Source organism: Aquiflexum gelatinilyticum (assembly GCF_024813435.1).
Taxonomy (GTDB): domain Bacteria; phylum Bacteroidota; class Bacteroidia; order Cytophagales; family Cyclobacteriaceae; genus Cognataquiflexum; species Cognataquiflexum gelatinilyticum.
Window position 1 is genome coordinate 335,183 of the sequence record NZ_JANAEZ010000002.1, and the last position, 12,742, is coordinate 347,924.

Annotated in this window: 10 protein-coding genes; 5 read left to right on the top strand and 5 right to left on the bottom strand. The window is 38.8% G+C overall.

The window, feature by feature from the left end; all coding sequences use genetic code 11:
- Nucleotides 1-349 precede the first annotated feature (349 nt).
- From infB to NK987_RS06040, 3 genes are all read right to left on the bottom strand, one after another.
- Nucleotides 350-3,310, bottom strand: coding sequence for a translation initiation factor IF-2 (gene infB / locus NK987_RS06030; protein WP_259263133.1), 2,961 nt, complete (start codon nucleotides 3,308-3,310; stop codon nucleotides 350-352).
- Nucleotides 3,311-3,375: 65 nt separating this feature from the next.
- Nucleotides 3,376-4,620: a transcription termination factor NusA gene (gene nusA / locus NK987_RS06035; protein WP_258422989.1), complete on the bottom strand. Its 1,245-nt coding sequence runs from the start codon at nucleotides 4,618-4,620 to the stop codon at nucleotides 3,376-3,378.
- 5 nt (nucleotides 4,621-4,625) lie between these two features.
- On the bottom strand, nucleotides 4,626-5,096 hold the full coding sequence (locus tag NK987_RS06040; RefSeq protein ID WP_259263134.1) for a ribosome maturation factor RimP: 471 nt from the start codon (nucleotides 5,094-5,096) through the stop codon (nucleotides 4,626-4,628).
- A gap of 212 nt (nucleotides 5,097-5,308) precedes the next feature.
- On the opposite strand from NK987_RS06040, the gene NK987_RS06045 reads away from it, so the two are divergent.
- From NK987_RS06045 to rodA, 5 genes are read left to right on the top strand one after another with little or no spacing between them, the layout of a single operon-like run.
- On the top strand, nucleotides 5,309-6,337 hold the full coding sequence (locus NK987_RS06045) for a rod shape-determining protein (protein ID WP_084118681.1): 1,029 nt from the start codon (nucleotides 5,309-5,311) through the stop codon (nucleotides 6,335-6,337).
- A gap of 7 nt (nucleotides 6,338-6,344) precedes the next feature.
- Complete coding sequence (mreC, locus tag NK987_RS06050) at nucleotides 6,345-7,178, top strand: rod shape-determining protein MreC (protein WP_259263135.1); 834 nt, start codon at nucleotides 6,345-6,347, stop codon at nucleotides 7,176-7,178.
- On the top strand, nucleotides 7,171-7,692 hold the full coding sequence (locus NK987_RS06055; RefSeq protein WP_259263136.1) for a rod shape-determining protein MreD: 522 nt from the start codon (nucleotides 7,171-7,173) through the stop codon (nucleotides 7,690-7,692). The genes mreC and NK987_RS06055 overlap by 8 nt, the downstream gene beginning before the upstream one ends.
- Nucleotides 7,692-9,491, top strand: coding sequence for a penicillin-binding protein 2 (mrdA, locus tag NK987_RS06060; RefSeq protein ID WP_259263137.1), 1,800 nt, complete (start codon nucleotides 7,692-7,694; stop codon nucleotides 9,489-9,491). The genes NK987_RS06055 and mrdA overlap by 1 nt, the downstream gene beginning before the upstream one ends.
- Nucleotide 9,492: 1 nt before the next feature.
- On the top strand, nucleotides 9,493-10,767 hold the full coding sequence (gene rodA, locus NK987_RS06065) for a rod shape-determining protein RodA (protein WP_259263138.1): 1,275 nt from the start codon (nucleotides 9,493-9,495) through the stop codon (nucleotides 10,765-10,767).
- Here rodA and NK987_RS06070 read toward each other — a convergent pair.
- Both NK987_RS06070 and NK987_RS06075 read right to left on the bottom strand, forming a co-directional pair.
- Nucleotides 10,764-11,348 (bottom strand): HD domain-containing protein, encoded by a 585-nt coding sequence (locus tag NK987_RS06070; protein WP_258422983.1) that lies wholly within the window; start codon nucleotides 11,346-11,348, stop codon nucleotides 10,764-10,766. The genes rodA and NK987_RS06070 overlap by 4 nt on opposite strands.
- Before the next feature lie 233 nt (nucleotides 11,349-11,581).
- Nucleotides 11,582-12,739 carry a hypothetical protein gene (locus NK987_RS06075; protein ID WP_259263139.1) on the bottom strand — a complete coding sequence of 386 codons (1,158 nt, stop codon included), beginning with the start codon at nucleotides 12,737-12,739 and terminating at the stop codon, nucleotides 11,582-11,584.
- Between the last annotated feature and the right edge of the window lie 3 nt (nucleotides 12,740-12,742).

The following is a 12,742-nucleotide window of genomic DNA, read 5'->3' on the forward strand; positions in this document are numbered from 1 at the left end:
AGAATTGATTATAGGAATTTAAATTTAGACTTTTTTTCCAAAAAAAAATGATCCTTGTCAGGTTTTTATAATCTTACTTTTAAGGCAGGTTGGAAAAAAAATCAAATGCCATCAAAATCAATATTAAGATAATAGCAATTGTTCCATACATCTTTAAAACTTTTAGTCTGTTGAATCTATCTAAAAACCATAGGACCAAAACAGGCCGATAAAGACCTAAAAAAAGGCAAATAAATGAGAGGCAAATCAGAATTTGGATTAATATGTGTAATGCATTCAACATAAGGCTCAAAAATAAAAAAAGGAACAGTTTACACCGTTCCTTTTTCTTTAAATCATTATAAATGTTTTACTTTTTCTTTTTGATTTCCTGCATCATGTAGCCTTCCATGGTATCATCGATTTCGATATCATTGAAATTTTTGATGGAAATACCACATTCGTAGCCGGCTTTCACCTCTGAGACATCATCTTTGAATCGCTTCAATTGGTCGATTTCTCCATCATGAATTACGATTCCTTGACGGATGATCCTGATTTTATTCTTTCTGGTGATGAAACCGTCGGTGATATAAGACCCGGCGATAGTTCCGATTTTAGATATTTTGAATACCTCTCTAACGAGCACGTTACCTGTAATGATTTCCTCAAACTCAGGCTCAAGCATACCTTCAATCGCATCTTTGATCTGGTTGATGGCATCATAGATAATGGAGTAATGCCTGATTTCAATTTCTTCCTGCTCCGCAAGTTTTTTGGCATTGGTAGATGGTCTCACATTAAATCCTAGGATGATCGCATCTGAAGCGGACGCCAAAAGGACATCTGATTCGGATATCTGACCGACACCTTTGTGGATGATACTGACAGATACCTCTTCTTTGGAAAGTTTCAATAAGGAATCAGAAAGTGCCTCAACTGACCCATCCACATCACCTTTGATGATGATGTTGAGTTCTTTGAAACTTCCGATTGCGAGCCGCCTTCCGATTTCGTCCAAGGTAATGTGCTTCTTCGTACGCATACTTTGCTCCCGAAGAATCTGTTCTCTTGAATTGGCGATTTCTCTGGCCTCTCTTTCAGAATCGTAAACTTTGAAAGTATCACCAGCCTGTGGAGCACCTGCCAATCCCAATACTTGAACTGGTGTTGAAGGACCCGCTTTGGTAAGTTTCTTTCCTTTGTGATCTGTCATCGCTTTGACACGGCCATAGTGTGGACCTGCAAGCATAATGTCTCCGATATTCAAAGTTCCTGCCTGAACCATTACTGTAGTCACGTATCCACGACCCTTATCAAGAGAAGCTTCTATGACAGTACCAACTGCTTTTTTGTTGTAATTGGCTTTCAATTCAAGAATTTCAGCTTCCAACAACACTTTTTCAAGAAGGTCATCTACTCCCAAGCCTGTTTTTGCAGAAATGTCTTGGGACTGGTATTTTCCACCCCATTCTTCTACCAAAAGATTCATATTGGCCAATTCCTCTTTGATTTTATTAGGATTGGCATTTGGTTTATCAATTTTATTGATTGCAAAGATCATTGGAACACCTGCTACCTGAGCATGGTTGATCGCTTCTTTGGTTTGAGGCATGATGCTGTCATCAGCCGCAATTACTATGATAGCAACGTCGGTAATTTTGGCACCCCTTGCTCTCATGGCGGTAAAGGCCTCGTGACCCGGAGTATCCAAGAAAGCGATTTTGTGTCCGTCAGCAGTAGTTACATCATATGCACCGATGTGTTGGGTAATTCCACCTGCTTCATCAGCAGTTACTTTTGATCTTCTTATAAAATCAAGCAATGATGTTTTTCCATGATCGACGTGACCCATTATGGTCACTATAGGAGCTCTTTCTTGAAGATCTTCTGCAGTATCGGCGATTTCTTCTACTTCAAACTCTTCATCAGGTTTGGTAAATTCCACCTCAAATCCGAACTCATCTGCAATGATGGTAATGGCTTCAGCATCAAGTCTTTGGTTGATGGAAACAAACATACCTAAAGAAAGGCAGGCAGAAATTACTTCATTTACAGACACATCCATAAGTGAAGCCAAATCATTGGCAGAAATAAATTCTGTTACACGAAGAATTTTAGAATCTTCGATTCCTTCCTGTTCTTCCCTGTACCGTTCCGCTTTCTTGTCTCTCCTCTTTGATTTTCCGCCGCCTGATTTACCACCTCCCTGCAATCTTGCAAGGGTTTGTTTAATCTGATCTTGGATTTCCTTTTGAGTAGGTTCCGCTTTTTGTATTCTATTAGTATTTTGCTGAGGCTGCCCCGGTCTTTGTGGACGCTGTTGCATTGGTTTTCTATCCCTTTGGCCAGGACCGGAAGGTTGTCCTCCTTGTCCTTGTCCTCCTTGACCTTGACCGGCAGGTCTAGGCTTATTGGCATCTGTCTCAGGACCTTTTGGTGCAGGACCGCCTTTTTTATCAATTCTTTTTCGTATTCTTTTTTTCTTATCCTTTCCTTTCTCGTCAGAAGAAGCTACAGGTTTCCCTTTTTTCTTTGATTTGTCATCAGGAAGTTCAATTTTACCCAATACAGTAAGCCCCTTCAAAGCATCTGCTTTGGCTGCTATCACTTTCTCCTCAGGCTTAGGTTCGATTATCTCAATAGGTTTTTCTATTTTTTCGACCTTCTCTACAACTGGTTTAGGTTCAGGGTTTACGACTTTTGGTTTTTCCTCAAGAGGTGCTTTTACAGGAACTGGAGATTCCTGGACTTTTTTAGTGATGTCTTCAGTGTGAGGCTTCACAGCCTGAGGTTTCGGTTCCACTTTTTCTTGGACCGGCTTTTCTTCTTTTACAACAGGAGTTGCTGGAGGTAATACAGGTGCTTGAGGCTGAGGTTTAACCTCTTCCCTTTTTTGGGATTGCTTTTGGGCATCAAGGTCAATTTTTCCCAAAACTGTTATTCCCTGTAATTTGGGAGCTTCTATTTCCACTTTCTCAAGTGGCGGTTCTTCAGTTTTTGGAGTTTCAATGATAGGCTTTACCGGCTCAGGTTTCTTTACTTCTGCAACAGGTTCAACTTTCTTTTCCTCTTTTACTTCAGATTCTGCTTCTATGGTAAAAGTTTCATGATGCCTCTTACCTATCGAAAGGTGAGAGGCCTCTTCCTTTTCCTGAGCAGAGGATTTAAACTCCTTTGCCAGCATATCAAATTGCTCTTGGCTGATTTTGGAGTTGGGATTATTTTCGACATCGAAGCCCTTCTTAGCCATAGATTCCACAATAGTAGAAATGCCTACATTGAGTTTTCTGGCTATCTGGCCCAGTCGCATCGTTTTTTCTTCTGACATACACTAAAGCACTTTCTTAATTTGATGGCAAATATAGGCCAATTATTGGGTAAATCTGACCTAAATTACTGTTCAAATTCTTGTTTTAATATTCTGAATATTTCGTCAATTGTTTCTTCTTCAAGTTCTGTTCTTCTCAAAAGATCTTCTTTTGTTAGTGAAAGAACGCTCTTTGCAGTATCCAAACCGGTTTTTTTCAATTCGTCAATAACCCAATTGTCGATTTCATCACCGAATTCCTCAAGATCCACATCCTCCTCTTCATAGTCATTGAGTTCTCTGAATACGTCTATTTCAAATCCGACCAATCTTGAGGCAAGTCTGATGTTAAATCCACCTTTTCCGATGGCCATAGAGACTTGGTCCGGCTTCAAGTAGACTGAAATTCTTTTATTTTCTTTATCAACAGTCAATGAGGAAACCTTTGCGGGGCTCAATGCTCTTGATACATATAGGTCAAGGTTATCGGTGTAGTTAATTACATCGATGTTTTCATTCTGAAGTTCCCTGACGATTGCATGAATACGGCTTCCTTTCATACCGACACAGGCACCTACCGGATCAATCCTGTCATCGTAAGATTCTACAGCTACTTTTGCTCTTTCACCCGGTTCTCTTACGATTTTTCTGATGGTAATCAGACCGTCAAATACTTCAGGAACTTCATTTTCAAATAATCTTTCCAAGAAAATCGGAGATGTTCTGGAAAGAATGATACGTGGGTTGCCATTTACCATTTCAACTTTATGGACAATGGCTCTGACGCTGTCACCTTTTCTAAATCTGTCTTTTGGAATTTGCTCTCCTTTTGGAAGGATCAATTCATTGCCTTCTCCATCGATAAGCAGGGTTTCTCTTCCCAAAATTTGATAAACTTCGGCTGAAATGATTTCACCTACCAATTCTTCATATTGATTGAAGAGTAAATCTTTTTCAAGGTCTTTGATTTTTTGGATCAAAGTCTGTCTTGCCATCATCACAGCACGTCTTCCGAATTCTTCCAATTCGATTTTCTCATAGACATCTTCACCGACCTCAAAATCCGGCTCTATTTTTCGGGCATCAGTAAGGCTTATTTTATCAAAATCCCAAATATCTTCGGAATTGTCGTCAACAATTTCCCTGATTCTCAGGATTTCGAGGTCACCTTTGTCTGCATTGATGGTTACATCGAAATTTTCATCAGTTTCGAATTTTTTGCGAATCATCGCCCTAAACACGTCTTCTAGTATGCGGATCATGGTGGGACGGTCCACATTTTTAGACTTTGCAAATTCTGCAAATGATTCTATGAGTACTTTAGCATCCATTTTGTTTATTTGAAAGAGACTAACACGATTGATTTTTTTATCTCGTCGAGGGGGATGTTGATTATCCTGTCCTCAGCTTTTTTTCCTTTTTCCTTTATTTTGCAAAGAATTTTTACTTCTGAATTTCCTACTTCCTCGAGTTGCCCTTCCAGTTCTTTTCCGTCATTTAGGGTCAACTTCAATTTTCTTCCCACATTTTTGGTATATTGTCTTTTGGAAGACAGCGGAAAGTCCAAACCCGGCGAGGAAACTTCCAAAATGTAGGCCTCAGACAAAAGCTCCTTTGCTTCGATTTCCTCAGCTACCTGTCTGCTTACCTTGGCACAAGCCTCGATACTGACACCGTGGTCGGCATCTATGAGGATTGTCAGTTGAGATTTTGGACCTTTCTCTACCAGTTGGACTTCTACTAAATAGTAGGACTCATCCGGAAGATGTTTAGAAACAATCTCTTCAAGTGTACTTTTTAAGCTCATTTGTTCAGGTATATGAAATAAAAGAGGGGACTTGTGTCCCCCCTCAATTCTGGTAATACAATGCAAAGGTAATAAATTTATTCCCACAAAAAAAAATTGGATTCTTGTAATAAATTGGGAATTAGATAATAATTTTGCCCACCCACGTTAGAAGTTCTGCGCTTCATTGCTAAATTTATAAGATTATCTATCATCAACTCAATCAAAAAATAATGGGATTATTCGATTTTTTTTCAAGTGATATCGCTATTGACTTAGGTACTGCAAATACCCTTATTATACACAAGGATAAAATTGTGGTTGATGAACCATCAATCATTGCGATTGACAGGACAAATAACAGGGTCCTTGCAGTGGGAAAGGACGCAATGAACATGCATGAAAAAACGCATGAAAATATCAGGACGATCAGACCACTCAAAGACGGTGTGATCGCAGATTTCTATGCAGCAGAGCAGATGATTAGAGGATTGATCAAAATGATCCCCGGTCATAAGAAAGGTATGTTTCCAAAATCCCATAGGATGGTGATTTGTATCCCATCAGGAATTACTGAAGTGGAAAAAAGAGCCGTCAGGGACTCTGCTGAGCATGCCGGAGCCAAAGAAGTGTACATGATATACGAACCTATTGCGGCTGCCATTGGGATTGGGATTGATATCGAAAAGCCGATGGGTTCGATGATTGTGGATATCGGAGGAGGTACTACCGAAATTGCACTAATTGCCCTTTCAGGAATAGTTGCAGACCAATCAATCAGGGTCGCAGGAGATACCTTCACCAAGGATATCCTGGATTATATGAGAAGACAGCACAATTTATTAATTGGTGAACGTTCAGCTGAAAAAGTAAAAATTGCTATCGGATCCGCATTGACAGAACTTGATGATGCTCCCGAGGATTATGAGATCAGGGGTAGGGATTTGATGACAGGAATTCCAAAGGTAATTAAGGTTTCCTATTCCGAAATCGCTTTTGCCTTGGACAAATCAGTTTCTAAGATAGAAGAGGCAGTATTAAAAGCATTGGAAATTGCCCCTCCGGAACTTTCTGCGGATATCTATGATAATGGAATCCATCTTACCGGAGGAGGGGCACTTCTGAAAGGTCTTGATAAAAGGCTTCACCAAAAAACTAAATTGCCGATCCACATTGCTGAAGACCCACTTAGGGCTGTAGTCAGAGGGACAGGTACAGCACTGAAAAACATCAATAATTTCAGAACAGTTCTGATGACTTAATGATTGGATGCAGCGGATATTCCTATTTTTATACCGAATAAGGGCGTTTTTGTTGTTTGTATTATTGGAGGCCATAGCCATTTCGCTGATCGTCTCAAATAATACTCAACAAGGTTCCGCTTTCTTTAATAGTTCCAATGAATTGAGCGGATCTGTTTTTCAGACTCAGAGCAATATCGTTGATTATTTTTCACTTTCTTCTGTGAACAAAAGCCTGATGGAAAAAAACGCACAGTTGCTAAGCGAATTAGAAGCGCTCAGAAAACCCGCGGATTCCATTTTTATTCCTCTCGACACTGCAATGTATGCCACAATGCAATTTAAGGGAGCTAAAGTAATCAATAACTCATTAAGGCTTTCTCAAAATCACCTTACCATCAATAAAGGGTCCAATCATGGTGTCAGGACAGGTATGGGCGTCATCAATGAACAAGGAGTAGTGGGAAGGGTTAAAAGCGTGAGTCGCAATTTTTCTACAATCATATCCCTCTTACACACCGAGTTATTGGTATCCTCCAAAATTCAAACAAATGATGTATTCGGCTCCACAAAATGGGACGGTCTAAATCCACAGCAAGCCAAACTCATGTATGTTCCTCGACATGTCGTGGTAGAGATTGGAGATCAGGTTGTCACTTCAGGATACAATTCAATATTTCCGGAGGGGATTCCGATTGGAACAGTGATTGAAGTAATGCCCGGAACTGATACCAACTACCTTGATATAACTTTAAAGCTAGACACAGATTTTTCAAAAATATCTTATGTCTATTTGGTGGAAAGTTTTCAACAGAAAGAGCTTGACTCTCTTTACCAATCAACCGGAATAAGTAATGAATAGTATAAGGGTAATTTCAATCTTGCTTTCCGGATTCCTTTATCTGTTGTTTCAAATATTGGTACTCAAAAATCTTGTCCTTTTCGGAACTGCTTTTTGTTTTCTATATGTAACCTATATTATCTTACTCCCTCTCGACATTAAAACCATCCCTGTGTTATTAATCAGCTTTTTCTTGGGGATAGGTGTAGATCTGTTTTATGATACTTTGGGGATTCATACCGCTGCCTTATTGGTTATAGCTTTTATCAGGCACAGATGGCTTCTGGTATTGGTGCCTACAGGAGGGTATGAAGATGACCTTCAGCCAAGCATGTTGAACATGGGCTTAGGTTGGTTCCTGTCTTACAGCGTGCCATTGGTACTTATTCACCATGTTTTGTTTTTTTATATCGAAAGTTTGGGTACAGATTTATTCCTTACATCTCTTCAAAAAGTAATTGCTAGTGTTATTTTTGTGCTGGTAATGAGTATTATTGTTCAACTGTTATTTTACAGGAGAAGGAGAGGGATTTAATGAACGAGCAAAGGCCGATTACAATTATCATCATCATCATCATCATTGGAGCTGTGCTCCTGACAAAATTATTTTTGATTCAGGTTGTTGATGATAGTTTTTTAAAAAAGGCAGAAAGTAACGCAATTCAAAGGGTAGTGGACCATCCCTACAGGGGTTTGGTGTATGACCGTACAGGCAAAATATTGGTGTATAACTATCCGATTTTTGACCTTATGGTAATTCCAAGAGAATTTCAAGTAGGTGATACCACAAGGTTTTGTGAGATTTTTAAGATAAGCAAGGAATACCTTGTTGAGACCTATACCGCTGCAAAGGAATATTCTTCAGTCAAACCTTCACCTTTGATCAAACAGATTTCGACTACTGATTTTGCAAGAATCCAGGATTTTTTGATTGATTACCCCGGCTTGTTTGTCATGACCCGTTCTGTGAGGTCATATCCTCAGCAAAGCGCTGCCAATGCCTTGGGATATATCGGTGAAATAAGTTCAAATCAACTTGAAAAAGATTCTTCAAAGTATTATAAACAAGGGGACTATGTCGGATTGAGCGGTATTGAAGGCTATTATGAAAATGAGCTCCGTGGAGTAAAGGGCGTAAAATACAAACTTGTAAATGTCAGGGGTGTAGACAAAGGATCCTTCAAAGACGGGGAATTTGATACAGCTTCTGTTGCTGGAAAAAACCTTGTCTCCACTATTGATCTTGAACTGCAACAATACGGGGAGATGCTTATGGCAGGTAAAAGAGGATCTGTTGTAGCAATAGAGCCTAAAACAGGTGAAGTCCTTGCCATGATTTCAGCTCCGACATATGATCCTAATTTGTTGACAGGTGCCCTTTTTGGTAATAATTATATGGATTTGAACAGGGATGAAAGCAAGCCATTGTTCAACAGACCAATAATGGCCATGTATCCCCCCGGATCCATATTCAAAATTGTTCAATCTTTAGTTGGCCTTCAGATGGGTGTATTGACTCCAAATACTACCTATAGTTGTAACAGGTCTCTTGTGGCTTGCCACAATCACCCTAGTCCAGTAAATTTATTTGGAGCCATTAGAAATTCCTGTAATCCCTATTATCACCAAGCATACAGGGCTATGATAAACAGGGAAGTGTCCTCCAACACCTTCAAAGACACTGAAATTGGGTTGAATACCTGGAGAGAATCTGTGTTGAAATTTGGATTGGGATCACCTTTAGGTATTGATATGAAAAATGAAAAAGGTGGATCAATACCTTCCTCAGTATTATATGATAAAAAATACGGAGAGGGAAGATGGAAATATTCAACAATTTATTCACTTTCGATAGGCCAAGGGGAAATGCTGGTCACTCCACTTCAGATGGCCAACCTAGCCGCGATATTTGCAAACAAAGGGTATTATTATCCTCCACATATGATCAAAGCCATTGATGGAGATCTAAACAAAATACCTGAAGAATTCCGTACACGAAAAGATGTAGGAGTAGATGCCCATCATTTTGACATGATTCAGGATGCTATGGCAGAAGCCATATACGGTACTGCTGCAAGAGCTGCTATTCCGGATATTACTATTGCAGGCAAAACTGGTACTGCCCAAAATCCCCAAGGAGAGGATCATTCTGTTTTTATAGCATTTGCACCCAAAGAAAATCCCCAGATAGCCATCGCTGTATATGTCGAAAATGCCGGTTGGGGAGGAAGAGCAGCGGCGAGCACTGCAAGTTTGATGATAGAAAAGTATATCAGAAGAGAAGTGAAAAGACTCGCTCTGGAGGAATATGTCTTGGTAGGGAAATTTATGTAACGTGAGACAAGACGACCTTTACATCAACAAAATTGACTGGATTTCGATAGCCATATATGCCGTTTTGGTTATTATTGGATGGATCAATATCTATGCGGCAGTCTACGACGAGCAATCCATAAAGAGCATTTTTGATTTTTCGATCAATTCAGGAAAGCAATTGGTTTGGATTGGTACTGCTGTCCTTTTGATAACAGTCATTATGGTGGCTGATTACCGCCTTTTTGAAAATCTTGCTTTGATTTTATATGGGTTTTTTATCATCCTTCTCATTATTACCCCATTTATAGGAAAGGAAGTTAATGGGCAGATACTCTCAGTCGGATTCGGTAATTTCCGTATCCAGCCTGCGGAGTTCGCTAAATTTGCTACTGCATTAGCACTTGCTAAAGTTATGGAAAGGCCGATTTTTGATTTAGGCCAAATAAAATACCAGATTAAAGCCATTGCAGTGATTATGGTTCCAGTCATATTGATCATGCTTCAGCCTGACACGGGAACAGCGATGGTTTATTTTGCATTTTTTATCATGCTTTACAGAGAAGGAATGCCTCAGTGGTATTATGTTTTGGGATTATCTTTTGTAGCAATTACTTTACTTTCTCTTGGTATTGAAAATAATTTGTACCTCGCAATTGCAGTAGGAGTGATCATTTTGATCCTGATCTTACTTGGGAAAAAGAAGATCCCAAGAATTCTTAGCCTAATTGGAATAGGGATATTGATTGTAGGGTATTCCTACAGTATTGACTATGTAGTATCTAAGCTTCCGGAGCATCAGCAAAATAGAATCATGGTATTGTTCAATCCTAACCTTGACCCCCTTGGTGTTGGATGGAATGTAACACAATCGAAAATAGCCATCGGGTCAGGAGGATTTTTCGGAAAAGGGTATTTGGAAGGTACCCAAACCAAATTTGATTTTGTACCTGAGCAGCATACGGATTTCATTTTTTGTACGCTAGGAGAGGAATTTGGTTGGCTGGGCAGCTTTGTGGTTATTGGATTATTTTGCGCCTTATTGATAAGGCTGGTTATGCTAGCAGAGAGGCAAAAAAATAGATTTTCAAGAATTTATGGGTATTGTGTGATTTCAATTTTGCTGTTTCACTTTATGATCAATATTGCGATGACAGTGGGGTTATTTCCTGTTGTAGGGATACCTCTGCCTTTCTTTAGCTATGGAGGTTCGTCCCTTTGGTCTTTCACCATTCTACTTTTCATTTTTATTAAACTTGATTCTCACAGGATTCAGTTACTTAGTAGGATAGGTTAATAATTTTCGTTTTTTAAGATATAATTAAGCCAAAACTGCTTTTTTGGCTCACGGTTTTTTCTTGCAAATTCAGTATGGAAAGTGTGGCTGTTCAAGAATCTGATCTGAAGCTCCACCCAATCTTCTCTGGTTTTGATCACATTGGTAGATTTTAATTCTTGATAAAGCTTGCCACTGATTTCCACATAATCTTTTCTCCCAAGATAATCAAGATCTGAATCACAGATTATCTTTTGCAAATCGGTTTTGGGATTTTGTGGGATTTTGGTTGCCATCACCAATCCTTTTACCGTTTCGATATGAGCAGGATCCATTTTTAATGATTCCATTATATTTTGGGCCATTTCAGCACCTACTTCTTCATGATTTTGTGTGGATTTGGTAAATCCCAAATCATGTACAAGTGCGCCTATTCTTAGGAGATATGCGTCCGTACCTTCGATTTTGAACCTTTTGATATATTGGTTACAGACACCCAAAACATCCAACACATGATTTACATCGTGGTATGTTAAATTTTTGGGGAGGCCATTTTTCAATTGCTCCAAAACTATGCGCCTTAGCTTAAAATAACCTGTCATTAGTACATTATGATTGCATCAAAAAGTCAACTTGTTGACAATGCGGTTTGAATATTAATAAATATAAATATTAAAACTACACTTTGAGCTAAAAATTTTATTGAATCTATGGATTTATTGATCCAAAGTATTGGACGGACCTGAAAATAATATCCAATTCTAAGCAATCAATGGGTATAGTATTTTTTATCTCAAAATATGGGAGTGGTAAATGGGTTGGTTTTTTGCTTGGATTAGCCTCTGACATCAAACTTCCTGAATATAAGTTGGAGGAATTCATCCACGACATCAGAGTCTTTGTTCCAGCCTAATTCTCCTACATACCTTTCGTTCAAAAGATGAATTGCTTCCACGAAGCTTTCACATTCATCTATCGATTTTAAGGCATGTTTTAATAAATCCGGATTACCATCAAATAGATCCTTGGTAAACATAAATCTTTGGTTCAGCCCGATGCTTTCTGACAGTTCCTTGATGCTTCCTTTCATGATGGAGTATTGTTCATTTTCAAACCTGGCCCAAACTTTGGAAGGGTCTATTCCCTGATCGGGTCTGATGGTTTTGAAAAGTTTTTCGGTAGGTATGTTTTCAAGAACCTGCTCTTCTTCTTGAAGCAAACTTTCTTCAAATTCTTCTTTGAGACCCGAGTCTTCCCGAATTTCAAATTCTGAATCTTTGATTTCTTCCAAGGAGTCGAAGTAAGATGCATCTGCCTCTTTCAAAGCAGGAATAGCTTCAACTTTCTTTTCTGATTTTGACTTGATAAAATCAACTTCTGCTATCTGGTCAAAGTCAAGAAAAACTACCTGTCCCATGCTGTTCAGTAGGATTTTAAATGATTCCAATTTTTCTTTTTGAATCAGAAAATTATTACTTAATGCTTCCTGATAAGCTTCGTGTGTGTATGATAATCCTGCTTTATCAATCAGATTGGTGATCAAATTGGTGTGCCACTTGATATACTTCTTATTTTCTTTTAGGTATTGGTTGATTTCATGTCCCTTTAATTTTCCAAATTCATTTTTATAAAATTCCAAAGGGTCAACTGCCAAAAGGATAGAGTCTTGTACCGATTGCTCGAGTAATGGTTCAAAATGTGTCCTCTCAATTTTAATGGTTCTGGATAACACGTTCATAAACTCCCTCAGGGCTTCGTGAACAGTCTTATCTCTATAATCAAAAAAGGGATTGCTTTTTAATTTTTCTAATTCCAATTGCCAAGCTTCAAAAAGGGTTTTGATAATGAAAAAGTTGACTTGAACACTTGGAGTGAGTGTGATGATATCTTGTCCTGTCATGTACTTTTTGGTAGGAAAATACCCTTCACAGACTTTTTTACTGAATTCCTTGGCGTAGTTTTCTACGTATTTGCTGTTTACCTTAGCGGACATATG

Excerpts from the sequence above, each read along its gene's own strand:
- nusA (WP_258422989.1), bottom strand. The coding sequence starts at position 4,620 with ATGGATGCTAAAGTACTCATAGAATCATTTGCAGAATTTGCAAAGTCT.
- mreC (WP_259263135.1), top strand. The coding sequence starts at position 6,345 with ATGCAGCGGATATTCCTATTTTTATACCGAATAAGGGCGTTTTTGTTG.
- NK987_RS06045 (WP_084118681.1), top strand. The coding sequence starts at position 5,309 with ATGGGATTATTCGATTTTTTTTCAAGTGATATCGCTATTGACTTAGGT.
- infB (WP_259263133.1), bottom strand. The coding sequence starts at position 3,310 with ATGTCAGAAGAAAAAACGATGCGACTGGGCCAGATAGCCAGAAAACTC.
- mrdA (WP_259263137.1), top strand. The coding sequence starts at position 7,692 with ATGAACGAGCAAAGGCCGATTACAATTATCATCATCATCATCATCATT.
- NK987_RS06040 (WP_259263134.1), bottom strand. The coding sequence starts at position 5,096 with ATGAGCTTAAAAAGTACACTTGAAGAGATTGTTTCTAAACATCTTCCG.
- NK987_RS06055 (WP_259263136.1), top strand. The coding sequence starts at position 7,171 with ATGAATAGTATAAGGGTAATTTCAATCTTGCTTTCCGGATTCCTTTAT.
- NK987_RS06070 (WP_258422983.1), bottom strand. The coding sequence starts at position 11,348 with ATGACAGGTTATTTTAAGCTAAGGCGCATAGTTTTGGAGCAATTGAAA.
- NK987_RS06075 (WP_259263139.1), bottom strand. The coding sequence starts at position 12,739 with ATGTCCGCTAAGGTAAACAGCAAATACGTAGAAAACTACGCCAAGGAA.